This window comes from Nonomuraea sp. bgisy101 (genome assembly GCF_057708945.1).
This window is the reverse complement of sequence record NZ_JBYITD010000008.1, coordinates 14,379-38,612: the sequence shown is the minus strand read 5'-3', so window position 1 is coordinate 38,612 and position 24,234 is coordinate 14,379. Positions and strand designations below refer to the sequence as shown.

The 24,234-nt window shown below is 69.8% G+C and carries 20 protein-coding genes; 10 read left to right on the top strand and 10 right to left on the bottom strand.

Annotated elements, in window-relative coordinates; translation table 11 throughout:
• Positions 1–61: 61 nt before the first annotated feature.
• A complete protein-coding gene (locus AC3EO4_RS16695; RefSeq protein WP_431896413.1) occupies positions 62–397 on the top strand; it encodes a hypothetical protein in 336 nt (111 codons plus the stop codon).
• 41 nt (positions 398–438) lie between these two features.
• On the opposite strand, the gene AC3EO4_RS16690 is transcribed toward AC3EO4_RS16695, so the two are convergent.
• Positions 439–1,041, bottom strand: a complete 603-nt coding sequence (locus AC3EO4_RS16690) for a helix-turn-helix domain-containing protein (protein WP_379576390.1) — start codon at positions 1,039–1,041, stop codon at positions 439–441.
• Positions 1,042–1,132: 91 nt separating this feature from the next.
• On the opposite strand from AC3EO4_RS16690, the gene AC3EO4_RS16685 reads away from it, so the two are divergent.
• The 3 genes from AC3EO4_RS16685 (at position 1,133) to AC3EO4_RS16675 (ending at position 8,567) form a co-directional block, all read left to right on the top strand.
• A complete protein-coding gene (locus AC3EO4_RS16685) occupies positions 1,133–2,134 on the top strand; it encodes an NAD(P)/FAD-dependent oxidoreductase (RefSeq protein ID WP_431896411.1) in 1,002 nt (333 codons plus the stop codon).
• Positions 2,134–3,414, top strand: a complete 1,281-nt coding sequence (locus tag AC3EO4_RS16680) for an MFS transporter (protein WP_379576386.1) — start codon at positions 2,134–2,136, stop codon at positions 3,412–3,414. The genes AC3EO4_RS16685 and AC3EO4_RS16680 overlap by 1 nt, the downstream gene beginning before the upstream one ends.
• 563 nt (positions 3,415–3,977) lie before the next feature.
• On the top strand, positions 3,978–8,567 hold the full coding sequence (locus tag AC3EO4_RS16675) for a HEAT repeat domain-containing protein (RefSeq protein ID WP_431896409.1): 4,590 nt from the start codon (positions 3,978–3,980) through the stop codon (positions 8,565–8,567).
• Positions 8,568–8,688: 121 nt separating this feature from the next.
• On the opposite strand, the gene AC3EO4_RS16670 is transcribed toward AC3EO4_RS16675, so the two are convergent.
• On the bottom strand, positions 8,689–10,488 hold the full coding sequence (locus AC3EO4_RS16670) for a bifunctional metallophosphatase/5'-nucleotidase (RefSeq protein ID WP_431896407.1): 1,800 nt from the start codon (positions 10,486–10,488) through the stop codon (positions 8,689–8,691).
• 407 nt (positions 10,489–10,895) lie between these two features.
• Between AC3EO4_RS16670 and AC3EO4_RS16665 the strand changes: the two genes are divergently transcribed.
• Positions 10,896–11,378, top strand: coding sequence for a CHRD domain-containing protein (locus AC3EO4_RS16665; protein WP_431896405.1), 483 nt, complete (start codon positions 10,896–10,898; stop codon positions 11,376–11,378).
• A gap of 251 nt (positions 11,379–11,629) precedes the next feature.
• Here AC3EO4_RS16665 and AC3EO4_RS16660 read toward each other — a convergent pair whose 3' ends face one another.
• Complete coding sequence (locus AC3EO4_RS16660; protein ID WP_431896403.1) at positions 11,630–13,036, bottom strand: MFS transporter; 1,407 nt, start codon at positions 13,034–13,036, stop codon at positions 11,630–11,632.
• Between the two features lie 91 nt (positions 13,037–13,127).
• On the opposite strand from AC3EO4_RS16660, the gene AC3EO4_RS16655 reads away from it, so the two are divergent.
• On the top strand, positions 13,128–13,706 hold the full coding sequence (locus AC3EO4_RS16655; RefSeq protein WP_379576376.1) for a TetR/AcrR family transcriptional regulator: 579 nt from the start codon (positions 13,128–13,130) through the stop codon (positions 13,704–13,706).
• Between the two features lie 184 nt (positions 13,707–13,890).
• On the opposite strand, the gene AC3EO4_RS16650 is transcribed toward AC3EO4_RS16655, so the two are convergent.
• From AC3EO4_RS16650 to AC3EO4_RS16640, 3 genes are all read right to left on the bottom strand, one after another.
• Positions 13,891–14,634 carry a dienelactone hydrolase family protein gene (locus AC3EO4_RS16650; protein ID WP_431896401.1) on the bottom strand — a complete coding sequence of 248 codons (744 nt, stop codon included), beginning with the start codon at positions 14,632–14,634 and terminating at the stop codon, positions 13,891–13,893.
• Between the two features lie 219 nt (positions 14,635–14,853).
• Positions 14,854–15,033: a hypothetical protein gene (locus AC3EO4_RS16645; protein WP_431896400.1), complete on the bottom strand. Its 180-nt coding sequence runs from the start codon at positions 15,031–15,033 to the stop codon at positions 14,854–14,856.
• Between the two features lie 28 nt (positions 15,034–15,061).
• Positions 15,062–16,243, bottom strand: coding sequence for an NAD(P)/FAD-dependent oxidoreductase (locus AC3EO4_RS16640; RefSeq protein ID WP_431896398.1), 1,182 nt, complete (start codon positions 16,241–16,243; stop codon positions 15,062–15,064).
• A 147-nt stretch (positions 16,244–16,390) separates the two neighbouring features.
• On the opposite strand from AC3EO4_RS16640, the gene AC3EO4_RS16635 reads away from it, so the two are divergent.
• The 3 genes from AC3EO4_RS16635 to AC3EO4_RS16625 all read left to right on the top strand — a co-directional run bounded on the left by AC3EO4_RS16635 (position 16,391) and on the right by AC3EO4_RS16625 (position 18,169).
• Positions 16,391–16,600, top strand: coding sequence for a heavy-metal-associated domain-containing protein (locus AC3EO4_RS16635; RefSeq protein WP_379576368.1), 210 nt, complete (start codon positions 16,391–16,393; stop codon positions 16,598–16,600).
• A gap of 250 nt (positions 16,601–16,850) precedes the next feature.
• Positions 16,851–17,711 (top strand): F510_1955 family glycosylhydrolase, encoded by an 861-nt coding sequence (locus AC3EO4_RS16630; protein ID WP_431896396.1) that lies wholly within the window; start codon positions 16,851–16,853, stop codon positions 17,709–17,711.
• A 251-nt stretch (positions 17,712–17,962) separates the two neighbouring features.
• Positions 17,963–18,169: a hypothetical protein gene (locus AC3EO4_RS16625; protein ID WP_431896394.1), complete on the top strand. Its 207-nt coding sequence runs from the start codon at positions 17,963–17,965 to the stop codon at positions 18,167–18,169.
• A gap of 209 nt (positions 18,170–18,378) precedes the next feature.
• Here AC3EO4_RS16625 and AC3EO4_RS16620 read toward each other — a convergent pair whose 3' ends face one another.
• From AC3EO4_RS16620 to AC3EO4_RS16605, 4 genes are all read right to left on the bottom strand, one after another.
• Positions 18,379–20,616 (bottom strand): heavy metal translocating P-type ATPase, encoded by a 2,238-nt coding sequence (locus tag AC3EO4_RS16620; protein ID WP_431896392.1) that lies wholly within the window; start codon positions 20,614–20,616, stop codon positions 18,379–18,381.
• Positions 20,617–20,644: 28 nt separating this feature from the next.
• On the bottom strand, positions 20,645–21,643 hold the full coding sequence (locus AC3EO4_RS16615; protein WP_431896390.1) for a hypothetical protein: 999 nt from the start codon (positions 21,641–21,643) through the stop codon (positions 20,645–20,647).
• Entirely contained in the window at positions 21,640–21,852 is a 213-nt protein-coding gene (locus AC3EO4_RS16610; RefSeq protein WP_431896389.1) for a heavy-metal-associated domain-containing protein, read from the bottom strand. The genes AC3EO4_RS16615 and AC3EO4_RS16610 overlap by 4 nt, the downstream gene beginning before the upstream one ends.
• A 180-nt stretch (positions 21,853–22,032) precedes the next feature.
• On the bottom strand, positions 22,033–23,421 hold the full coding sequence (locus tag AC3EO4_RS16605) for an MFS transporter (RefSeq protein ID WP_431896387.1): 1,389 nt from the start codon (positions 23,419–23,421) through the stop codon (positions 22,033–22,035).
• 244 nt (positions 23,422–23,665) lie between these two features.
• Between AC3EO4_RS16605 and AC3EO4_RS16600 the strand changes: the two genes are divergently transcribed.
• The gene (locus AC3EO4_RS16600; RefSeq protein WP_431896385.1) at positions 23,666–24,202 is read left to right on the top strand and encodes a hypothetical protein; all 537 of its coding nucleotides are present in this window, start codon (positions 23,666–23,668) and stop codon (positions 24,200–24,202) included.
• The last annotated feature ends 32 nt before the right edge of the window (positions 24,203–24,234 follow it).

Sequence of the window (24,234 nt, the reverse complement as noted above, 5' to 3'; positions counted from 1 at the left end):
GCGACGATCGGATCGGGCTTAGTCTGATTCTGCGACGACTCGGACGGAGGCGCGGACGCAGATGAGCGAGACCGATCCGCACATCCATGTCGAGCAGAAGGTGATGCAGGCGGGTGCCGCCTACCGCAACATGATCGTGTCGTCGTTGGGGCTCGCGCCCGACGCACCGAGTGTCGTCGCCACCGGTTGCGGGCTCCAGGTGCCCTATGCGATGACCTCGCCTCGTCCCGAAAGCGTCACCTGCCTCGCCTGCAGGGAACACGCTCATCTGGAGCACCTGCGCTTCGCCGACCAGGTGGAGCGCCTGAGCCGGATGCCCGGCGCGCCCGTCACCGGCGATGAGGCGGCCAAAGCCGCGCAGTGGGCCCGGGACCTCGCGAAGAGGTTCTCCGGCTAGTGCGGTGACCACGCGATGGCCGGCGCCGTGCCGTCAGGGCTTCACGGGCGGGCACGTGCTTCCGCGTCAGCGCCGCGGGTGCGCAGGTGGATGCGTTCGCCCTGCTTTCCGAAGAGGCTGAGTACTTCGACGCTGCCGCGTCCGGCGGCGCCGAACCAGTGCGGAATCTGGCAGTCGAACTCGGCCGCCTCGCCGGCTCCCATGATGAAGTCGTGGTCACCCAGTTTCACGCGGAGCCGGCCGCGGAGCACGTACAGCCATTCGTAGCCCGCGTGGGTCCGCAGGTGGGGCTGTTCGTCGTGCGCTGGAATGGTCATCTTGTACGCGCGCGGTTCTCCCTGATGCCGCGACAACGGGATCAGCACGCGGCCGTCCTTTCCGGTGGGCCGCTGCGGCACGCGCGGATCGAGTATCCGGGGTGCGGCGACGATCTCGTCGAGGGCGATGCCCAGCGCCGCGGTGATCGGCAGGAGCAGTTCGAGGCTCGGCTTGCGCTGAGCTGATTCCAGCCGGGACAGCGTGCTGGTCGAGATGCCAGTGGCACGCGCGAGGTCGGCCAGGCTGATGCCCTTCTTCTCGCGGGCGCGTCGCAGCCGAGGAGCGATCTGCTCTATCACGGCGCCGACGCTCGGTTGCTCGTCCATGGGACGCAGTCAATCAATGTGTCCCGGAATCGGCAACGAAGTTTGTTGATTCCGGGAGCTTCTCCCGATCCTCTCAGTGGAGGTGATCCGAATGAACGCGACAACGGATGCAGCGAGCGGATCGGTGTCAGAGGTGCTGTGGGACACCGTCATCATCGGCGGTGGGGCCGCCGGCCTGTCGGCCGGGGTCGTGCTCGCGAGAGCACGGTTCGCGACGCTGGTCGTCGACGGCGGTGCGCCGAGGAACGGGCCGGCCGATCACATGCACGGGTACCTGACCAGGGACGGCATGGCGCCGAGAGAGTTCGTCGCGACCGGGCAGGACGAGTTCACCCGTTTCGGCGGGACACTCGTGCGGGCGTCGGTGATCGACGCGCGGCGCGCCTCGGACGGCACGTTCGAGCTGCGGCTCGACGACAACCGCGCCCTGCGCGCTCGGTCGGTGCTGGTCGCGACCGGGCTGACCGACGAACTCCCCGCCATCCCGGGGCTGTCCGAGCGCTGGGCGTCCGAGGTGCACCACTGCCCCCACTGCCATGGCTACGAAGTACGGGGGCGTGCCATCGCCGTGATCGGCAGCACGATGGCGGCGGTATCGACACATCTGGCCGCGCTGATGCGCCGCTACAGCTCCTCGGTGACGTTCTGCGTCAACGGCGCCGAGGTCGACACCGCCCAGCGGCAGCGCCTCACGGCGTACGGCGTGCGCCTGATCGACGCGCGCGTCACACGGGTCGCGACGAGTGCCGGCACCGCGGGCGGTGACCCTGTCGCCATCGAGCTCGACAACGGCGAGACGGTCGCGTGTGAGGCCGTCTTCGTGGCACCTCGCCCAGTGCCCCACGACGCGATCCTGACCACGCTCGGCGCCGGCAGGGACCCGGTGAGCGGACTCGTCGCCGTCGATTCCCACGGTGCCACGAACGTCCCAGGTGTCTGGGCGGCCGGGAACGTGGTCAACCCCCGGGCGCAGGTCGTCGCCGCCGCGGGCGCGGGCTCCACCGCCGCCATCAACATGACCGGCTGGCTGCTCGAACGGGAGCTGTCCGCTGCCGTCCCGGCTGACGGGCGCGGCGTCGGGGGTGCGCTCTGATGGCCGGGATCACCGCGGAGACGTCCAGGGCCACTCCCGCCCGGAGGTTGCCAGCCGGCGTGTACCTGCTCGGTTTCAGCCTGTTCGCCATGGGAAGCGCAGAGTTCCTGCTGGCCGGCGTACTGCCGGCGGTGGCCGCCGATCTGGACGTCACGCTCTCCTCAGCCGGGTTCCTGATCACCGCGTTCGCGTTGGGTGTCGTGATCGGCGGCCCGCCGTTCGCCGTGCTCAGTCTGCGCTGGCCTCGCCGTACCGCGCTGGTGGCGACCCAGGCCGTCTTCGCGGCCAGCATCGCCGTCGGGCTGCTGGGCGACTACCAGGTGCTGCTGCTGACGAGAGTGGTTTCGGGCATCGCCTACGCGGGCTTCTTCGCTGTCGCGTCGGTGACCGCGATCAGCCTGGTGACGCCGGACCGCAACGCCCGCGCCTCCGGAGTGGTGGTCAGCGGGCTCAGCGTGGCAATGGTCGTCGGCGGTCCCGCGGGCACGCTGCTCAGCCACTTCATCGAGTGGCGCGGCGGCTTCTGGGCCGTCGTGGCCCTGACGGTCGTGGGGATCATCGGTTGCCTCCTCGGACTCCCCGCCGCCGGCTCAGACGTCGGCAGGCCCACCGGGCCGAGTGTTTCGCGGGAGCTCGCCACGATGCGCAAACCGATGCTGTGGGGCATCTACGCGATCACGATCCTGACCACCGCGGCGTACATGATCACGTTCAACTACCTGGCGGCCATGCTCGCCGGCATCACCGCCATCCCCGAGGTCTGGATCCCGGCGATCCTCGCGCTCTTCGGAGTCGGAGCCTTCGTCGGCCTGTCCATCGGCGGCCGTGTCTCCGATCAGCGCCCTCACCTCGCACTCCTGTCCGGCGCGTCGGCGATCGTGATCCTGTCGCTCGTGATGGCTGTCGCGATCCAGCAGGTCTGGGCGGTGGTGCCCACGGTCTTCGTGATCGGTATCGCCGCTTTCGTGCTGAACCCCGCCCTCTACGGACGCGTCTTCGCCATCGCGGCCGACGCGCCGACCCTCGCCGGCGCCACCACCGTGTCGGCCTTCCAGCTGGGCATCAGCATCACCCCCGTCCTGGCAGCCGTCTCCCTCACACAAGGGGCCGCTCTCACATCGGTGTGCTTGATCGGGGCCATCCTCGCCGCGGCTGCCGTACCCCTCATCCTCCTGGACCGGGCGCGACGGGCCCGCGCAACGCGACACACGACGGCCCTCCGTTCGGCTCACGACGAGGTCGCCACGGCCCGGGTGGAGCGCGAGAGGAACCAGCAGTGACGCTGTCCGAACGCCCGCTATCGTGCGCGTGCAGACGATCATGGCCACGCCGTGCTTCTTGGAGATGGACGTCCCCACCCGGCACTCGCCATACGGGTTCTCCTCCAGGTCCCAGCCCGTGCACCTGGCGGAGTCCCCGATCGGTTTGCGAACGACCCTCCCGGTCGCCTTGGCCTTCGTGGCGGTCATGCCGAACCGTCTTCAACCCGAGGCATTCGTGCAGTTCAGCTCGAGTGTCCGGGTGAGCGGGGAAGCTTCTCGGGCCCTTTCGGCTCGTCAGGTGTGGAGGGCGTTTCGCTACGCTGAGCGCTATTTGCTGGTCCGGCTGGAGTTGATAGCGCATGACGTCGGTCGACGATACGGTCCTTGCCGCCATACGCCTCGCCGATGCGGACCTGCTTTCTGCCAGTCTTGATCCGTTGAGGTGTCCGCCGGCCGTCCTGCGGCTTCTCATCAGGCATGAGGATCCACGACTGCGAGGATCGGGCCTGGTAGGCCTTGCCGAACGCCTTGCTGCGGGACGAGATGAAGACCGTTGCGAGCAGGCAGGATTCGCGGCGTCGTTGCCTGACTCGCTGGATGGTCCGCCGGAGGCGGCGCTGGCTCTGGCACACCTTTATCGCAGGCTGCGGGCCTACGTCCGTCCCCGGCCCTGGCCGCAGTGGCGCGGGGCGGATCTGCCGGCCCGGGTCCAGATCGCCTGGCTGAGCGCCGAGATCACCGACCGGCCTGAGACCCTGCGGAACGAACCCGAGGGAGAACTGCTCTACCAGGCCGTGCGTGGGATCGGCGCTGTTGATGTGGACGAACCGGAGAGTCTGGCCCGGGAGTTGTCGGGCCGGCTCGATCCTGTGTTGCGGGCGGAGGCTCTGCGGGTCACTCGCGAGGCCGTACACGCCGGCCTGCTGGCACCGGCACGAGCTCGGAGGCTCGTGGCGGAACTCGTCGGATCGATCGCCGGCGAGCCCCGCACGGACGCTGCCGCGGCCGACCTCGCCGCGGCCGCGCTGCGTGAGCTGTCGGAGCCCTGGGCCGCGTCGGATCCGTTGCCGCGGGAGCACCTTTGCCGACTCCTCAAGGCCGAACCCGGCCCTGCCGTCTCCGCGGTGGCCGACGCGGCGATCGAAGCCGCAGCACACCACGGGCACCAGGACGTGCTGCGCGACGTGGCCGCCGACCGGAACCGGCCTCCGGTGCTCCGACGGCGCGCGCTGGAACTGCTCGGGGACCTTGCGCGCCGCGACGACATCCGCGACCTCGCGGGCATCGCCGCGATCGACCCGCTCTTGCTCGCCGGGCCGGCCATCCGGTGCCTGCGCGGCCTCCACCGGCGTGGACACTTCCCAGCAGGCGACGACGCGCCGGCGATCGTGCGCTTGGCGATCGCCGACCACTCGGTGCCTGCGGGCGAGGTCGCCACCGTCTTGTTCACGTGCCGACGAGAGACGCTCAAGGAGCTGGCGACGGCGGCCGCGGACGATCCGCACTGGCCGCGGCGACTGGAACTCCTGGTCGCCTTGGCCGCTCAGGGCACCGGGGACCTGCCGGTGGGTGAGAAGGTCGCTGATCTGCTGCGTGTCGCGTCCGATCCACGACCGTTCCTGCGAGCGATCCGCGCGCTGCGCCATACGGCCGCCGAGGAGGCCGTCATCGCCGCGCTACCGCGGTCACCGGCGGCGGCGCTGGAGGCGCTTGAAGCCGTGGGCGGAGCCCGGACGGTCACGGCGCTGCGAGACGGGCTGGGCGTTGACGGGTCAGAGGGCGGAGACGCTGTCGGCACTGTGGTGTCCTACCTGCGACCGGTTCGCCGCCAGGCCCTGGAAGTGCTGTGGCATCTCACCGAGGACCCCGACGGGCGACGGGCGATCCTGGTTCGGCTCGACCCGCAGGATCTGCCTCGTCGGATCGCCGCCGATCTCGGCGGGCCGGACGAACGGGAACTGGCGTTGCTCCGCGCGGGTCTGGACCCGGACAAGCCCGTGGCCGCCCTGTGCACGCTGGCACGCAACGGCAGCTCCACGACCGTGTCCGCCATCGCCGACCTTCTGCTGCGGGTCGTGTCCGACCTCGCGGCCTCCTGGGCGCCGGGCGCGTCCGGCGGCAGCGGCGAACCTGCGGTGCCGCCGGAAGTCGTCGCGGCCATCCGTGACCTCGGTGGCCGCCTCCACGAAAGAGGGAAGATCCGGCCGCGCTGTCTTGTGGACGCGGCGGACGCGCGGGAGGCCGGCGACGCGCTCGTGGCGAGCATCGCGCTCGATCTGCTGGACCGCCCCGCGCTCACGGCGGCTGAGCGAACGATCCTGCTCAGCCTGCTCCTCCAGACTTCCCACCGCGCAATCCGGTCACGAGTGCATCCGCTGCTACGCCACCGTGACCGCCACGTCCGCAAGCACGTCATCGCGCTACTCGCCCGCGACGCCGACGGCGAGGACGCACAGGCGCTGTCGGCAAGCCTGATTCCGCTCACCACCGCCCCCGACGTGCAGACCGTACGGCAGGCGCTGCTCGCGCTCGGGCACGCGCGCGCGGGCTGGGCCGCCGCGGCGGTCGCGGCCTGTCTCGACCATCCCAACATGAACGTCAAGAAGACCGCCGCGACCGCGCTGATCCACGCCGGAACCCCGGTGGCTGTGCCGAAGCTGCTGTACTGGCTCGGCCGGCACGACAACCCGGGCCTGCGTGCCGCGCTCGTCGAGGCGTCGCGGACGATCCTCGGCGACGCCTACGCCGCCACCGTCATTGCCGCGGCCGACCGCGCCGGCGATGACCGTACCCGTGACCTGCTGCTGGCCGGACTCGATGGCTCACTGTCCGCCCGTGCCGTCGGCGCGCTCGCCGACCAGGGGTCACAGGCAGGGGTCACCTTGCTCGCGCTCGTCGCCGCAGGCCGGCTCGCCCTTGGTTCGGGTACGGCCGCGGAACTGGCGGACCGGATGGCGGCCCACGGCATCACCCCGCCGCCCGCCACACCGGACGCCCGGCCGGACGCCGATCTCGACGCCCTGGCGAGCCGCGGCTGGAACACCGAGATCGCCCGGCGCCTCGCGGAAAGGTACGACCGGGACCCAGGCGAGCCGACCGCCCAACGGCTGAGCCGACTCCGGCCGATGCTGGCACGTTGGCTGGAGCTGGCCGCCGAAGGGCCGGAACATCGCGGCCGGGTCCTGCGGTTCACGCTGCAGCTGTGCCCCCCGCCGTGGACAGCCGGCGAGACGGGGACCTTCGCCCGGTCGGTAAGGACGCTGGTCGCCGGGCTGGCCGACATCGGCGACGCTCACCGCGACCGGCTCCTCGCGCTGCTCGAAGAGACGGTCGTACGGCTGTCCCCCACCGAGTCGTTCGACGTCGCCGCGCGGATTCGCGCGCTGCCGCCAGAGGCCGCGGGGAGCCGGTCCTTGCTGGTGCTGCTGAGCCGATGCGGCGCGGTGCTGACCCGCACCGACCTCGGGCGGGCGCTGGCCGCCGCCCGCGCGGGCGCGAACCCGTGGCCGGCCGAGGAGGAGGTGTTGCGGGAGGCCTTCGGGCTGCCGCGACCGGCCACCGCCGCCGTGTCGAGCGGCGACGGTGAGGCGCACGAGTGCCCCGCCGTACGCCGATGGCGGGAGGCCCTCACCGCGGCCGCCCGCACACCCGACGCCCTCCGGCGTTTCCGCGCCGCCGATCGGCCCGTGGGCGGTCTCGACTCCCACGACTCTGACGAGGCCTCCCACGGACACGGCGCCCGTACCGGCCGCGACGGACGGCCGGCGGATTCACGCGACCGGCTCAACGCACTGATCGGCGTCTTCCCCGCGGCCGGCGCGGAGGCGCGCGACGTCCTTCTGGACTGGATGATCGAGCTGCAGCCATTCGACGCGCCAACGTGGACCATCGCGGAGGACGCCCGCCGGTCCGCGTCGACCGCCCGCGCACCTCGTCCCGCTGATCGGGACCAGCCCCGCTCAGCGGTCCTGTGTGACCGCCTGCTGGAAATGCTGGACGATCCGAAGCGGGATCACCGCGAAGCCGCGGCCCGGGCCTTGCGGAGCTGGCCCGAACCCCGGTTCCAGCTCGCGGTGGTGCGTGCCTTCCTCGACGGCCGGGTTGGCCTCACCGTCACCGCGGATCTCGCGCATGCCCTGACCCTCATGAGCGTGACCGAACTGCGCGAGGCCGGCGGGCATGACTCCGGCGACGACGCGGCCCGCGAACGGATCGCCCGCGTCGCCGCCCATCTGGACCCGCCGGACGTCGAACGGCTCATCCCCCTGATGCTGACATGGTGGGAACACGGCGGGCCATCCCTTCACGTGTCAGCCAAGCAGGCGTTGCGCAAGGCGGCCCCCGACGTCCTGGCCGAGGTCCTGTCCGACCGCCTCGAAGCCGGAGCCTGGGGCCTGCTCGATCTCGTCTCCGGCGTCGCGTTGCTGCCTACCCCCACGCTGGTGCGGGCGTGCCGGCGGCTACGCGAAGAAGGACGCGACGACCTCGCGGACAAGATCGTGCTGGTGGAAGGGCCGCTACGCCATCCCCATGCGGCCCAGCAGGACTCCGCCGCTCTCTCGGCACTCCGCCGCCGAACCCGTGTCCCGCGTGCGGCCGCCCGGGAACAACGGCCGCCCCGGGCGGAACTGCTCCACCTGGCCCGTACCGGCGGCCCCGAGCAGATCCGCCGGGCGCTGACCCTGCTCGCCGAGCGTTACGACGACGACCCGGCCCGCCTGCGCCGACCCGACGCGGACCGGCAGGCGGATCGCGATCCCGAACTCAAGGAACTGCTCGCCGAGTCGCTCAGCCATCCCGAGGCGAGAGTACGGCTGCACGCCCACCGGATCTCCCGCAAGGTGATGAACCACCGGGATTATCTGGAGCAGACGTCGCTACTGCTGGACGACCGGCAACCCGACATCGTGCGCTCGGCGGTCAAGACCTTGTGCCACGGGGCGTGGAAGCCGGCCATCCCCGCACTGGTCGACTTGCTCACGCACTCCCACCCCGCCGTCCGAAGGGCCGCCTCCGACGGGCTCGTCCTCCTCGGCGCGCCGACGATCCCTGCCCTCAGGCACGCCGCAGGCAAGGCCCGCCCGGACAAGCGGCACCTCTTCACCTCCGTGCTGGAGAAGATCACGTCCACGGTCACCGCCGATCTGGAGCCCATCGGCCCACCAGGGTGACCGAGTGCACGCCGACCGCCACCGCCCGAGGCCCGGCTCATCGACCGGATGACCGGTGCGATGAGGCTCGACGAAGCGGCGGGGCCGCGGTACGGCGGACCGTACAGGCGTGCCTTTCGGGCTAGGGGGCGGTCAGGGCGACGGCGCGGTCCAGAGCGGGCGGGGAATGGGGGCCCTTGGCGAGGTAGGCGCGGAAGGCCTCGTAGTCCCGGCTGCCGCGAACCGCGTCGGTGTATCCGGCGAAGGCGGTGTAGCCGTCGGCGCCGAGCAGCGTGTAGGCGAGGGCTGCCAGGCGGTAGGTGGCGCCGGGGTCGAGGGGCTTGCCGTCTATGAGCACGTTCTCGGGCGCGATCCGGTCGCCGACCGACTTGCCGGCGTCATAGGAGAAGCGGACGTTTCCCGATACGGCCAGCGGGGCGAACCGCACGGTCCCGTTCGGCTGCGTCTGCCACTGCTGCTCCAGCGCCTGCTCGATCTGGCTGCCCTTCACGCTCACCGTGACCACTGGATTGGCGTAGCCCCAGGCGTTCCACGCCTCGCCGAACAGCACCGCGCCGTCGCTGTTGGCAGGGTCGGCGCCCTTTGCGAAGCGCAGGTCGCCGCGCAGGGAGTTGGAGCCCTTCACCGGGGCCACCGCCACCATGGCCAGGTCGGCGTCGGCGCTGTCCGCGCGCTCGACGTCGGCGATCAGGTTGCCGAGCGTGCTCTCGCCGTCCGCGTCACGCGTCCTGGTCAGGTCGCCGGTGATGGTGCCGACCTGGCGGGCCGAGATGAGCTTCTCCGCCGCCACCCAGTGGTCCACCAGCTTGGCCATCGCGGGGTCCGGGGTCACGTCCCTGGTGACCGGGTGGTTCGTGGAGACCGTCGCCTCCCTGATCACCTCCCGGGTACGGCGGTCGATCTTCAGGTTGAGCTCGTTGATCAGCTTGCCGTGGAAGGCGGCCTCGACGACCGGGCGCGGGTTGCCCTCCGGGTCGGGGATCGAGCAGTTGAACGGCGCGTGCCAGTGCCCTGTCACGATCGCGTCGATCTCGGCCGAGGCCTGCCGGGCGAAATCGATCACCGGGCCGGTGGGGTTGGCGTTGCACCGGTCGTAGACGTCGCCTGCCGTACCGCCCTCGTGGACGTTCGCCACGATCGCCTCGACGCCGCGGCGCTTGAGCTCGGCCACGTACTTGTCGGCCGTCTCCACCAGCGGCAGGTTGTCCAGCGACGGCTGGAACGACGTCGAGCCCTCCACCGTCGTCGTGGTCGTCAGGTTGATGAACCCGACCGGCACGCCCTCGAAGTACTTGATCACATACGGCTTGAGCACCGGCCGGGTGCTGCCCTTGCGGGTGACGTTGGCCGCCGAGAAGTCGAACGTCGCGCCCCTGAAACGGCGTCCGTCGGAGTCGGGGAAGCAGCTGTCCACGCCGCGCGCGCCGAAACACCGGCCCTTGCCCATGTGGTCGCGCAGGAACTCCAGTGAGATGTCCAGCTCGTGGTTGCCCACCGCGGAGAACTCGACGCCGATCTTGTTCAGGAACTCGATCGTCGGCTCGTCGGCCAGCCTGGCCACCTCCGGCGGCCAGCCGCTGAAGCTGTCTCCCGTGGTGAAGGTGACCGTGTTGCGCTTGCCCTGACGCAGGTTCTCGAGATGGGTCGAGATGTACGGCGCGCCGCCCACCACGATGCTGTTGCCCTGGGCGTCCTTGATAGTGCCGTTGGCGGCGTCGGTGTGGGGGCGGATGTAGCCGTGGAAGTCGGTGATGGACAGCAGCTGCACGTCAACGGCGTGACGGTCTGCGCGCTGCGCGCCATCCGGCTGTGCGGTGGTCGGCGTGGGGGTCGGCTCGACCGTGGCCTGGGCGACCGCCTGGGTGCCGCCGAGAACGGCGATGGCCGCGGCGACGACCGCGCCACGAAGGGGGAATCGCACGCAATGCTCCTATTATCGGTAATTGCGAGCTAGATCCTTCGCGTCCCTTCCGGCCGCCAGGTGAAGCCACCCCAAAGCCCAGGCGAACGATCACCCACGCTTCGTCTCGACCCTGGTGCGGTGACCCTTCAGGGCATCCCGGCTTCCAGGCCTCGCGAGCAGACGGGGTGAACGACGCCCCACCGCGGCGTCATCATCGGCGCGGTCACCCGCCGACGTGGCGCTCATGCGTTCCGATCCGCTGAGCGCGCCCGGTCGTCCGCTTGGACGGCAGCCCGGCCGGCGCCGGTCGGTCGTGCCGACTCCTTGACGATCCCGGTGATGACAGCGCGGTTTCGCTCCAGCAGACCCCGGAAAGACTACGCACGGTAACGGATCACTACTAATAGTCATCAAGGAGACTTACCGTGATCAAGTCAATGATCCTCCCGGCACTCGCCGCGGCGATCGCCGTCTTCCCCAGCGTCGCCAACGCGACCCCAAGCCATGACCCCTCGCCCTACCAGTTCACCGAGATGACCGGCGCCCAAGAGGTTCCCGGCCCCGGCGACCCGGACGGGGTGGGAATCTTCGCCTGGAGGGTGAGCGGAAAGTCGCTCTGCTACATCATCACCGCCCACAACATCGACCCCGCCACCGCGGCCCACATCCACCAGGGCCCGGCAGGAGTCGCAGGCCCGATCGTGGTGACCCTGAAGGCACCCAGCGAAGGCTTCGCGAACGACTGCATCCGCGCCGTGAGGGAGCAGACGCCCGAAAACGCCGACACCACACTGACCCGAGACGAGCTGCAGGCCATCGTCCACAACCCGAGCCAGTTCTACGCCAACGTCCACAACGCGGAATTCCCGGACGGCGCCATCCGCGGCCAACTCGCCAACGCCGTCTAGAGGGCGTCTCCTCTGGACCGTTGAACCGGACGGCGGAGCCAGATCCTGATCAATACGCTCGCGCAGGGCGACCGCACGATGACCCTTCAGCTCGTGACGCACCGCTCCGCGGTACTGCGTCCCTTGCGGCTGACGGCGTCGAAACCGGGCGGTCGCCCACCCCCGCCGACCACTCCGGCGCGGGGTGACCGGCCGTTCCCTCGTGACGCCGTGGACGCTCATCTCCCACGCGGATGGTCTACACCAACCCGCTAACGGGCTTCCTCCCCTCGCCTTGAGCGGCCCGGTGTCAGCAGGGCGGCGACGACAGCGCCGACCGCTGCCGCGACCGCGGCCACGGTGAACCCTCCGGCGAAGCCGCTCAAGGTGTTCCCGACCAGGCTCGCGGCCGCGACGCTCGAGACGACCGCGGCGCCGAGGGAGGCGCCGAACTCGTGGAAGGTGCTCACGATCCCGGAGGCGATCCCCGCCTCGTGGGGCGCCACCTGGCCGAGTGCGGTCGCCGAGGCGATGACGAACATGGCGCCGGTGCCCGCCGCCGCGACGGCCACACCGACCACGACGCTGACCGGGTGCATCGACACCGCCGGGACGGCCATGCCGATCGCGGCGACCGCCAGACCCGCGACGGCCGGCCCGCGTCCACCCCACCGGCCGATCACGCGGCCCGTCAGATTGGCCCCGAGCATCGTCGCCAGCGCCACCGGCAGGAACAGCAGCCCTGTCTGCAACGGGCCGTATCCCCTAGCCTGCTGGAAATAGAAGGTGCCGAGGAAGAACACCGCGATCATCAGCGCCGTCGCCATCAGGATGAGGAACGCGCCCGTCGCCACGGACCGCCGAACCAGCAACCGGACGTCCATCAGGGGTGAGCGAGCCCGCCTCTGCCACAGCACGAACACCACGTAGCCCACGGCTGCCGCAATGACGAGCCACCCCGTGAGCGCGGTGAGCCACCCCCGCTCACCGGCGGCGATGAGCGCGTAGATCAACGACGCGGAAGAGGACGTCACCAGAATCGCGCCGAGGACATCGAGGCGGGGCCGGCCGGCGGACGACGCCTGCCGCGCCGGCAGCAGTACGGCGAGCACCGCGGCGATCACCAGCCCGATGGGCACGTTGACATGGAAGACCCACGACCACCCGGGACCGGCGGTGATCAGGCCGCCGAGAAGGACGCCGAGGGCGGCGCCGCCACCGCCGAGCGCGGACCAGACGCCCAGGGCCCTGTTCCGCTCCTCCCCATCGAACAGGGCCACCACCAGCGACAGTGCCGCGGGAGACAGCAACGCCGCCCCGACCCCCTGCGCGACACGACCGCCCACCAGCATGCCCGCGGACCCGGCCAGCCCGGTGACCAGTGACGCCGCGGTGAACAGGAGCAGCCCGGCGAGCATGACCCGCTTGGCTCCCATCAGGTCCGTGATCCGTCCGCCGAGCAGCATCAGCCCGCCGAAGGTGAGCGTGTAGGCGCTGACCGTCCAGGTCAGCGCTTCGCGGCCGAGTGCGAGGTCGGTCTCGATGTGGGGCAGCGCGATGGCGACGACGGTGACGTCGAGGATCAACATGAGCTGCGCCACCCCGAGAAAGCCGAGGATGCGCCACCGCGCGGGGTGCGGCTCGTGCGGCGATGTCGGCCGTACTGCTGGTCGGGTCATCTGATCCCTCCATGCGAATAACTCGTACTCTCACATACGAGTTTTGACCCTACTCTAACTCGTATACGCGCATACGAGTTAGAGTGGTGGCATGGATGCACCAGCGGCCCGCCCCAGACGTCGCGCCGATGCCGAGCGCAGCATCGTGCGCATCGTGTCCGCGGCGCGGGCGCTGCTGGGTTCGGACCCGAACGCGACCACGGACGACATCGCCCTGGCGGCGGGCGTGGGGCGGATGACGCTGTACGGGCACTTCCGCACCCGGGCCGACCTGGTCGAAGCCGCGCTCATGGACGCGCTGAGGACCGGCGAGGAAACCTTGTCGTCCGTCGATCTGACGGGAGACGCCCGCGAGGCCATGACCCGCCTGCTGGCGTCGAGTTGGACGGTCGTGGCCGAGTCCGCGGCCCTCCTGGCCGCCGCCGAGGGTGTCCTTCCTGCAGGACGTGTGCGCGAGCTGCACGAGGAGCCCGCCCGGCGCATGACCGAACTCATCCGCCGAGGCCAGGAGCAGGGCGTCTTCCGCGTCGACTTGCCGATCGTCTGGCTGGTCAACGTCGTCCACTACATCCTGCACGGCGCGGCGGCCGAGATGCGCGCCGGACGCCTGGCCGCACACGACGCCGCCGACGCGGTGACCAAGTCCGTCCAATCGGTCCTGGCCGGTTAGTGGGCTTGATCCGGTCTGACGGACATCTGAGATCGGTCGAATTTCGCGCAGTTTCCTCTGGGCTTTACGCGCGGAAGGGCGGCGTCGATCTCCATCGCCTGCACCCGCTCGGCCACAGTCTGACGCGAACGCGCCGGCCGGAACCAGGCCCGACCGGCGCGTCGCGAACTACCACGCAGCGGCCCTAACCAAGGTGCCGGGTGAAGAATCGCAGCGAACTGTCCGTCTCGAACTCAGGAATCTCCCCGTGCTTGCCGGGGTTGGCGTGCAGCGTCTTGTCGGCTGAGGCAAGAGCGTCGAACAGCGCCAGGCCCTGGGCTCGCGGCACGAGGTTGTCGTCCCACTGGAGCAGGAATTCCACGGGGACGGTGACTCCGGCGGCGGTCTCGGCCAGCCCGTGTACGCCAAGCAGCCCCAGTACCGCGGCGCGGATGCGGGGTTCCGCGGCGAGCAGCGGAAGCCCGAGCCCGCAGCCCATCGACATGCCCCAATAGCCGACCGGGCCGACGCCCACGTGCTCGAGTTCCTGGACCGCGGTGATGACCGCCTGCCATTCCGCGACCGTCTGCCTGGCCAGATGCCCGTGCATGGCGGCGACCAGGGCGGACGGATCCTCGCCGGCGGCCATACCAGCCCTCAGCTCGCCCGCGATCCGGTCGAACTCCTCGTCCTTCGGCCGGTTGCCGTGATTGGGCGCGTCGATCGCGGCGACCGCGAAACCGCCCTCGGCGACGAAGCGGTGTGCGCGGGCCAGGATGCCTGGGGCCTTCTTGTGCTGCCCGCCGCCGTGGCCCATCAGGATCAGGGGGCGAGCCTCGATGGCATCTTCCGGGGTCCACAGCACACCCGGTATCTCGCCGAAGGTGAAGGGGAGGGTGAAGATCTGTTCGGCGACGCCGTCCAACGACGCCTGGGAGGTGAAGCGCATAGCGTTGCAAGCCTTTCGGGATGCCTTCTGCGGGCGCTCCCTAGGCCATGCGAGGGAGGGAGCCCCGACCTGTCACAGCGTTGATCGGTCTCACCTCCTCAGTTCGCGGCGATGCACAGCGGCGCTGAACCTATCACAGAAACCTCGCAGGGCCTCCGAGTAAGGACCTGAAGGGGCAGCCCGTGATCACGACGGGGAGCATGCGGGCGACGTCCTGCGTCACGCTCCCTTCCGTCCGACCACCACCAGCTCGGGGTCGAAGGGGATGCGCGCGTCGTCGAGCGCGTCGAGGTAGCCGCGCAGCCGTCCCCCGTCCGTCCACAGGTTGCGGGACGCCTCCGCGAGCGGTTCGCGCCTGGTCGCCGGCGCCTCAGGCGCGGGACATGCGCTCGCGAACATCTACTACGCCTCATAGCCGGCGCTCACTTCATGCCGACACCGCGCCGAGTGAGCTGCCGGAGGCGATGCCACGCTTGAGCCTGATCAGATCCTTGGGGGAATCGACCGCCACCGCGCCCACCAGCACACCGTTCTTGGCGAACCCGACGGCGAAGCGGCCTTCCTCGAACGCACCTGCCACCAGCGTGGCCTCGTCGGCCAGGTGAGGGAGACCGGCGCTCTGGATTCGAGCACCATGCACGTGCGTGGCGAACGAGGGAAGGTCCGCGAACGGCTTGGCGCTCTCCGGTCCTGCGAGCAGGTTGAGGGCGGCCGCGGCTCCCTGGTCGTTGGCGTTGGACCAATGCTCGACCCGGACCATGGAATCGCCGTACAACCCGTGCGGCCAGCGCACCACATCGCCCGCCGCCACGACGTCGGACGCTCCCCGCGCATACAGATTCGCGTCGCAAACCACGCCATCGTCGAGCGTGAGCCCGCTGGATTCGAGCCATTCCGTGTTGGGCGTCACTCCCATGCCCGCGACCACGAGATCCGCAGGTATGGACCGGCCGTCGCTCAGCCGTACCTCCGTCACGCGAGGGCTACCCTCGAAGCCGACGACGCGAATGCCGGAGACGAGCTCCACTCCGTTGCTCTGGTGGTGCTGGGCCAGCCATCGGGCTGTGTCGGTGCCGAACGCGGCGAGCATGGGGTACGGCGCGCCGGCGACCAACGTCACGTGGTGACCGAGCGCCTGCGCGGTCGAGGCCACCTCCCCGCCGATGAAACCGCCACCGATCACCACGACGCGCCGGCGGCCTGTGTTCAGCTCGGCGCGCACGGCGAGCGAGTCCTCGATCGTGCGCAGCGTGTGCACGCCCTCGGGGTGATCGGACAGCCGCCTCGGCCGCGCACCGGTCGCGATGACGAGTCCGTCGTAGTGCACCGTGGAGCCATCGTCCATGGTGACCACCTTGCCGATGGGATCAAGGCCCGCCGCCCGGCGGCCGCGGAGCCAGTCCTCCCCGAGGTCCTCGGCCCCAGGCAACGAGACGTCGTCGTCACCCTGGAGGACGCTCTTGGACAGTGGCGGGCGATTGTAAGGAGTGTGGGCCTCCGCGCCGATCAGCGTGAGCTCTCCTTCGAAACCCTCCCGACGAAGCGCCTGGACAGCGCGCAGACCGGCGAGCGACGCCCCGACAACGGTGACCCTGTTCAGCTTTCTCATGAGCGGCAGCATACCCCCAGCAGGTATGAGAAGAGGCGTGACATAGGTCTCATATACCCATAGGGGGTTAGGGTTGCCTTGAAGCGGTTCCTGGCGTAACTTCCTCGTCGCAATACCTACCAGGGGTACATAGAAGGAGTGTTGACCATGAGCACCAGCACATACAAGGTCACCGGGATGACGTGTAACGGTTGCGCGGGAAAGGTGAAGACTCAGATCAGCCAGGTCGCGGGAGTCAACGCTGTCGACGTGGACCTCAGCACGGGTCACGTCAAGGTGACGAGCGAGGGACACGTCGACGACGTCCTCGTTGTGGACGCGGTCGAAGAGGCGGGATACGAGGCGGTCCTCGTCTAGCCGCATGGAGGCCGGGTCCTCAGGCCGACGTGGACCCGCACATCGTTCCGGACGAACGCCGGGTGCCTGCCGCAGGCATCCGGCGTCCGCGGTCTCACCCGGCATCTCCCCCCTGCGACGCGCGTGCGCGCATCAGCCCCCGGCGGCCCTCGTTCCCGGCTTCAGTTACCTGTCGGCGGCCACCCGGCGACCTTCTACGACGGTGCATAGTAGAATGTGGCGACCGTCCGAGTTTTAGCGAGGTCGCCCTATGAGTGGAAGCCATGTCCCGCTCCGTACAGCCGCGGCAGCGGTGATGATCTTGACTGCCGCGGCCTGTGGCCAGTCACAGCCACCGGCGACGGCGAGTGGCCAGGATCCGGGAATCGGCCACGTCCATGGCGTGGGAGTCGATCCAGCCGATGGTGCGATCTACATCGCGGGGCATTACGGGCTGTTCAGGGTGAAGGACGCGGAGAGCGCCGAGCGGGTCGCGGGGCGCGTCCAGGATCACATGGGTTTCACCGTTGTCGGGCCGAGGACGTTCCTGGCCAGCGGCCACCCCGGTGACACGTCCACCGCGGCCTCTCCACACCTTGGCCTGATCCGCACGTCCGACGCCGGCCGGACATGGACGACCGTGTCGGAAGAGGGCACCGCCGACTTCCACGCGCTACAGCCGGCCGGCGATGCGCTCTACGCCTTCGACTCCCAGTCCGGCCGGTTGCGCCGCAGCGCCGACGGCGGCCAGAGCTGGACACCAGGCGCGGAGGAACCCATGATCGACCTCGCGGCGGACCTCACCACCGTCTACGCCACCACGCCAGATGGGCTGAAGGTCAGCCGGAACGGCGGCATGGACTTCGATCGGGTGGCGAACGCGCCGCTGCTCAGCCACGTCGAATCCCCTGCCGAGGACACGCTGACGGGCACGGGAGTGGACGGCCGGATCCACACCAGCCGTGACGGCGGCACGACCTGGCAGGCCGACGGCAAGCTCCCCGGCCCTGCCAGCGCCTTCACCGCCGTCGACGCGCAGCGGCTGCTGGCCGCCACCGATGACGGGACGGTGCTGGAATCAAGGGACGGCGGCCGGACCTTCTCCACGGTCTTCCGGCCCGCGAACGGCTGACGCGGGCCGTACCGACGACCACAGGCGCACCACGGCCATCGCGGCGGCGAGCAGTCCCATGGCGGGCGTGCGTCGGCCTTGAGCGTTCTCAGCAGCTGGTTGCCGAGAACGGCGAAGACGGCGACGATGCCGGCCGCCACCAGGACGGAGACCCGCGCGGTACGGCGGCGCACCGCCGGATCCGCGGCGAGGACGGCCTCAGCGATTCCCCTGATCATCGCGAGCATCGCCCCGTCGGTGAAGATTCCTACGTGTGCCTCGACCTCGACGTCACGGAATCCGGCTTCGAGCAGCAGGTTGTGATAGCGGCGGGCGGCGCGCGGGTTGGCGGTCAGGTCGGCGCGCGCGTGCACGATGGTCCTGGTGAGCCCTGGGTCGTCGGAGTCGATGACGAAGGTGTCCCAGTCCTGGCCGATGAGGACGATGCGCCCGCCCGGGGCCAGGAAACGTCGACATGAAGTCAAGCGCGCCCATGACCATCGGAGATGTCGCCGTGCGGTTCGGACTGGCCACCTCATCGACTGCGCGCCGAACTGCGATCATGAGGACATCGCCGGTCTGCGCCGAATTCCAGACCGCGGTCGCCACGCGCATCGCCCCATAAAGGTCTGAACACACCACGAGGTGGCCGGAGACGCCATCGGCTCCGGCCACCTCGGGAATTCCTCTATTTGAAGCCGCGCAGCCTGAGGCTGTTGCTGACCACGAAAACGCTGGAGAACGCCATCGCTGCTCCGGCGATCATGGGGTTGAGCAGCCCCATCGCGGCCAGCGGCAGGGCGGCCACGTTGTAGGCGAAGGCCCAGAACAGGTTGCCCTTGATGGTGCGCAGCGTCCTGCGCGACAGCCGGATCGCGTCCGCGCCGACCCGGAGGTCGCCTCTGACCAGGGTGAGATCGGAGGCTTCGATCGCGGCGTCGGTGCCGGTGCCCATGGCGAGGCCGAGGTCAGCCTGGGCGAGCGCGGCCGCGTCGTTCACACCGTCGCCGACCATGGCCACCGTCCTGCCCTCGGACTGCAGCTTCCTGACGACGTCCACCTTGTCCTTGGGCAGCACCTCGGCGATCACCTCGTCGATGCCGACCTCGGCGGCCACGCTCCTGGCGACGGCCTCGTTGTCGCCGGTGAGCAGCACCGGGGTCAGGCCCAGCGCACGGAGCTGCAGGATGGCCTCGGCGGAAGTGGGCTTGACCACGTCGGCCACCACCAGGACCCCGCGAGCCTTGCCGTCCCGGCCGACCGCCACAGCCGTACGGCCGGCCGCCTGCGCCGCCGCCAAGGCACGTTCGAGATCGACGGGCAGGTGCTGGGACCATTCGGCCAGCAGCTTGGGCCTGCCGACGAGGACGGCGTGCCCGTCGACGATGCCCTGCACACCGAGCCCTTCGACGTTGGCGAAGTCCTCGGGCGTGGGCAGGGCGCCGACCTGCTCGGCCGCGCCCCGGGCGATGGCCTGCGCGATGGGGTGCTCGGAGGCGTGCTCCAGGGCTCCTGCCAGGCGCAGCACCTCGTCGGCGTCCTCGCCGTCGGCCACGTGCGTCTCGACCAGCGTCATCTTGCCCTCGGTGACGGTGCCGGTCTTGTCCAGCACCACGGTGTCCACCTTGCGAGTGGACTCCAACACCTCAGGCCCCTTGATCAGGATGCCCAGCTGGGCTCCCCTGCCGGTGCCGACCAACAGGGCGGTGGGGGTGGCCAGGCCGAGCGCGCACGGGCAGGCGATGATCAGTACGGCCACCGCCGCGGTGAAGGCCGCTCCCACGCCGCCGCCGGTTCCGAGCCAGAAGCCCAGGGTGCCGAGAGCCAACGCGATGACGATGGGGACGAAGATGCCGGAGATGCGGTCGGCCAGGCGCTGCACCTGGGCCTTGCCGGTCTGGGCGTCTTCCACGAGCTTGGCCATCTGGGCGAGCTGGGTGTCGGAGCCGATCCGCGTGGCGCGGACGACCAGGCGGCCGCCCGCGTTCACGGTGGCGCCGGTCACGGCGTCGCCCGGGCGTACCTCCACCGGGATCGACTCGCCGGTCAACATGGAGGCGTCGACGGCCGAGGCGCCCTCCTCCACCACTCCGTCAGTGGCGATCTTCTCGCCCGGCCGTACCACGAAACGGTCGCCTACGGCGAGCTGGTCGGTGGGGATGCGGACCTCGGTGCCACCGCGGAGCACCGCGACTTCCTTGGCGCCCAGCTCCAACAACGCTCGCAGGGCGGCTCCCGCCCGGCGCTTGGAGCGGGCCTCGAAGTAGCGTCCGGCCAGGATGAACGCGGTCACGCCCGCCGCGGCCTCGAGGTAGATGTTGCCCGAGCCGTCGGTCCTGGCGATCGTGAACTCGAACGGGTGCGTCATGCCGGGGGTGCCCGCCGTACCGAAGAACAGTGCCCACAGGGACCAACCCAGAGCGGCCAACGTGCCCAGCGAGACCAGCGTGTCCATGGTCGCCGCGCCGTGACGCAGGTTCGTCCACGCGGCCTTGTGGAACGGCCAGCCGGCATAGACCACGACCGGCGCGGCCAGCGTCAGCGACAGCCACTGCCAGTTGGTGAACTGCAGCGGCGGGATCATCGCCATCGCGATCACCGGTACGGCCAGCACCAAGGAGGTGATCAGCCGGTTGCGCAGCGGCCTGAGTTCGTCCTCGGGCTCCTGCGGCTCGCCCTCCGCCTGTGGCGGCTTGGGCAGCTCGGCGGTGTAGCCCGCCGACTCCACGGTGGCGATCAGCTCCTGCGGGTCCACTCCTTCAGGAAAGGTGACCTTCGCCTTCTCCGTCGCGTAGTTGACCGTCGCGGTCACGCCCTCAAGCTTGTTCAGCTTCCGCTCGATCCTGTTGGCGCAGGACGCGCAGGTCATGCCACCGATCGATAGTTCGACGGCACTTTGGGGCCTGTCGTCGGTGAGGGGGGACATCACCTCTCCTTTCTCAGCGTCCTGCGGGTCAGTGCTTGTGGTCGCCGTGCCCGGTCGACTTCGCGGGGCTCGGCGTGGGCTTCGGTGCGGGGGTCGCCGCCTGCCCGGTGTCGAGTGTGAAGTCGGCGGTGCGGACCTTGCCTTCGTGCTGGAAGTCCAGGAAGAGGCGGTAGTCCCCTCTGCTGGGCACCTCGGCGTAGAAGACGATCTCCGGTCCGGGCTTGGTCCTGCCGTCGCCGGGCTCGCCGTCGGGGTGCACATGGAGGTAGGCCAGGTCGCTGCCGCGCAGAGCGACGAGGTGGCCATAGGCGCCGAGGTAGGGCTGCAGGTCGGTGATCGGCTTGCCGTCCTTGCTCACCGTGAGGGTGAGCTTGCTCGCCTGGCCGGGAACCAGGTCGCCGTCAAGGGTGACGGTGTAGCCGTCGACGTCTGCCGTACGGCTGGCGGCCGGAAGCGCCTTGGGCGTGTATTCGCCTGCCACGAGCAGGTCCGCGCCCAGCGTCAAGGCGCTGCCGCCCGTGGGGGCGAAGTCGGCGAAAGCACGGTACGCGCCCGCTTCGGGCAGCGTCAGCTTCACCGACCAGACGCCGTCACCGGCCTCTATCGGGTGCAGGTGCTGGAAGGTGCCAAGATCCCTGGACACCACGATGAAGTGGAGCTTCTTGTCGTGCTGCACCTGGTAGTCGGTCACGGGGCCGCCGTTCGGACCCGTCACCGTGAACTGGAAGTCGGTCGGCTCGCCGGGCTTGATCGTGCTGGTGAGCGGGTTGAGCGTGAAACCGTTCTCGGACACTTGGAGCCCCCCGGGGGTATCTTCTGACGCCGCCTCACTGGGCTTGGCGTTCGTGGTGTGCGTTCCGCTGTCGTGTGCGCTTGTCGGCTGGCTGCTCGGGGCGTGGCTCTGGCTGTGGCTGTTCGCCTGGGGCGGCGCGCCGACCTCGCCGACCGCGTTCCCCACCCCCAGGGCGCCGCCGAAGACGACGGCGAGCCCCAGGACGTAAGCGCCGAGCTTGGCCGGAGTGTTCATGACCGATTCGCCACTTCGTATCCGGCCGCCTCGACGGCGGCGGCGATCTGGCCGGCCTCTACGGGGTTGTCACTCTGGACCGTCAGCAGCCCGGTGGCCAGGTCCACCTCGACGCCTGTCACTCCCGTGACTTCGCTGACCTCTTCCTTGACCGAGCTGACGCAGTGGCCGCAGGTCATGCCCGTGACGGTGTAGGTGGTGGTGGCCATATCGATAACTCCTTCAGGAACGGACGAGTCGTGCGATGGTCTCGGAGGCCTCTTTGATCGTGGCCTGCATCTCGGGGCCGCCCTTGACGGTGGCCTCGGCGACACAGTGGGGGCCAGGTGCCCTTCGAGTCACTCGGCGCTGATCACTCTAACACCATACCCCCCTATGGTATTTCCGCGTCAAACGCGTGCCGGGTCCGGCTGGTCCTGTACGGCACGCCCGGGCGTGCGCATGAACACCAGGGAGAGCACCGCGCCGGCCGCGGCCACGACGGCGGCCCCGACGAACGCCGCCTGGAATCCATCTGTGAGCCTGGTGAGGTTCCCCAGGTCAGCGGCTCCGCGCGAGGTGGCGACAGCGGTCATGACCGCCAGGCCCAGCGCCGAGCCCACGTTGTAGGTGGTGTTGACGATGCCCGAGGCCAGACCGGCGTCCTCGGGTCGCGCACCCGACATCGCCGACATCATCGCCGGGATGTAGGCCAGCGACATGCCCACTGCGGCGATCAGGCTCGCGGGGAGCACGTCAGCGACAAAGGACCCGTCAGGCCGGGCGAACGACAGTCCCACGACTCCCGCCGCCAGCACGAGCAGGCCGAGAACGATGAGCGGCTTGGCGCCGAAGCGGCCGAGCAGTCGCGCGGTGATGCCGATCATGAAGATCATGATGGCGATGGTCATCGGAAGCAGGGCCGCGCCGCTGGGGAAGGCGCCATAACCGAGCACCTGCTGCAGGTAGAGATTCAGGAAGTACCACATCGGGATCCAGGCGGCGCCCAGCAGCGTCATCGCCAGGTTGGAGACGGCAAGGCCTGGGGTGCGCCAGATGGACAGCGGCATCAGCGGCGCCTTCACCGTCCGCTGGACGATGAGGAAGAGGGCGAGCAGCGCCGCGCCGCCGGCGGCGGCGATCCAGTTGAGGTCGACGATGGCGTAGACGACCAGGGCGATGCCGGCCGTAGCGGAGAGTCCACCGACGACGTCGACCGAGCCACGCCTGCCCGGTGTGGCGGGCAGGAGCGAGGGGACGGCCAACAGGGTGGCCAGGCCGATCGGGATGTAGACGATGAACACCCACGGCCAGCTCAGGTACTCGGTGATGACGCCACCGAGGAAGACGCCTGCCGTACCGCCCGCCGGAGCGGCCGCGCCGTACAGGGACATGGCCCTGCCGAGTTCACGCGGGTCGTGGCTGAAAAGCATCATGAGCAGCGTCATGGCCGCCGGCGCGATGAGCGCGCCGCCGACTCCCTGGATGCCGCGGCCCAGAATCTCGAGCCAGGCGCTGTTCGCCGCCGCCGCGACGACCGAGCCGGCGATCAGGATCGCCCAACCCGTCGAGAAGATCTTGCGAGCTCCGAACAGATCGGACAGGCGTCCGCCAAGGAGCAGCAGACCGCCGAAGGCGACCACGTAGGCGTTGAACACCCACTGCAAGCCGCCCTGAGAGAAGCCGAGGTCCTGCTGCATGTCCGGCAGCGCGACCCCGATGATCGACGTATCCATGATCACCATGAACTGCGCGGCGGCGAGCACGACGAGCGCCCACCACCTCCGTGACTGCGACATGGCCACTCCCTTCCTTATACCCCCAGGGGGTATCAGTGAACGCCGAGGAACGTAACATACCCCCATAGGGTTTGCGAAGCTGGCCCACGGAATGCGCTCGACCAGCTCCAGGCGTGTACGCGGGATGTCACAGTCAGGACACGACGCTGCCGCGGTCATCGGCGGAAAGGGACGATCACGGCGAGGCCGGGACGGCGGACGAAGGAGCCTTATGACGGATCAAGCACCTGCGGGCGGAAGCCAGATGCGCATCGCGGTCATCACGGGACTTCTCACGCTGTTGGGTTCTGTCGTCGGCGGCGTAGGGACCTATGCCGCCACCAAGGCCGGCGCCTCGTCGGAGCTCGCGCGGTTACAGGTTCAGCTCAACGACGAGCGCGTGAAGGCCAGGCAGGCGAGCTACATCGACTTCCTCAAGGCGTGGTCTCAGCTTCAGCTGGCCAAGACTCGCCTGATCTTCGTCAAGGGTGACGACAGCGAAGCGAAGAAGGAGTACCGGAAGGCTGAATCCGTCTTCCTGAAGGCCTGGTCAGGCGTTGTCGCGCTCGGCAGCTGCCGGGTGCGGCAGGAAGCCCATCGGCTGGCGCGGGCGGTCGAGGGATCGTTGGCAGGCATCGACAGGCCCGGCGATGCCGGTTTCCCGACCTTGCCGTTTCCAGACGAGGACAGCCAGTTGCTCGCCGCCATCCGGGCCGAGGTCGACGCGCCGGCAGGCGTGTCGACGCCCGCGCCCGTGGCTGAGCGGCCGTGTCCGGTATGGCCGAAGGGGCTGGAGCAGTGATCCCGGGCACGACTGGCGATCAGCCCCAGACC

Coding starts and splice junctions, on each gene's coding strand:
- AC3EO4_RS16695 (WP_431896413.1), top strand. CDS start 62: ATGAGCGAGACCGATCCGCACATCCATGTCGAGCAGAAGGTGATGCAG.
- AC3EO4_RS16690 (WP_379576390.1), bottom strand. CDS start 1,041: ATGGACGAGCAACCGAGCGTCGGCGCCGTGATAGAGCAGATCGCTCCT.
- AC3EO4_RS16685 (WP_431896411.1), top strand. CDS start 1,133: ATGAACGCGACAACGGATGCAGCGAGCGGATCGGTGTCAGAGGTGCTG.
- AC3EO4_RS16680 (WP_379576386.1), top strand. CDS start 2,134: ATGGCCGGGATCACCGCGGAGACGTCCAGGGCCACTCCCGCCCGGAGG.
- AC3EO4_RS16660 (WP_431896403.1), bottom strand. CDS start 13,036: ATGACCCGACCAGCAGTACGGCCGACATCGCCGCACGAGCCGCACCCC.
- AC3EO4_RS16655 (WP_379576376.1), top strand. CDS start 13,128: ATGGATGCACCAGCGGCCCGCCCCAGACGTCGCGCCGATGCCGAGCGC.
- AC3EO4_RS16650 (WP_431896401.1), bottom strand. CDS start 14,634: ATGCGCTTCACCTCCCAGGCGTCGTTGGACGGCGTCGCCGAACAGATC.
- AC3EO4_RS16645 (WP_431896400.1), bottom strand. CDS start 15,033: ATGTTCGCGAGCGCATGTCCCGCGCCTGAGGCGCCGGCGACCAGGCGC.
- AC3EO4_RS16640 (WP_431896398.1), bottom strand. CDS start 16,243: ATGAGAAAGCTGAACAGGGTCACCGTTGTCGGGGCGTCGCTCGCCGGT.
- AC3EO4_RS16635 (WP_379576368.1), top strand. CDS start 16,391: ATGAGCACCAGCACATACAAGGTCACCGGGATGACGTGTAACGGTTGC.
- AC3EO4_RS16630 (WP_431896396.1), top strand. CDS start 16,851: ATGAGTGGAAGCCATGTCCCGCTCCGTACAGCCGCGGCAGCGGTGATG.
- AC3EO4_RS16620 (WP_431896392.1), bottom strand. CDS start 20,616: ATGTCCCCCCTCACCGACGACAGGCCCCAAAGTGCCGTCGAACTATCG.
- AC3EO4_RS16615 (WP_431896390.1), bottom strand. CDS start 21,643: ATGAACACTCCGGCCAAGCTCGGCGCTTACGTCCTGGGGCTCGCCGTC.
- AC3EO4_RS16610 (WP_431896389.1), bottom strand. CDS start 21,852: ATGGCCACCACCACCTACACCGTCACGGGCATGACCTGCGGCCACTGC.
- AC3EO4_RS16605 (WP_431896387.1), bottom strand. CDS start 23,421: ATGTCGCAGTCACGGAGGTGGTGGGCGCTCGTCGTGCTCGCCGCCGCG.
- AC3EO4_RS16600 (WP_431896385.1), top strand. CDS start 23,666: ATGCGCATCGCGGTCATCACGGGACTTCTCACGCTGTTGGGTTCTGTC.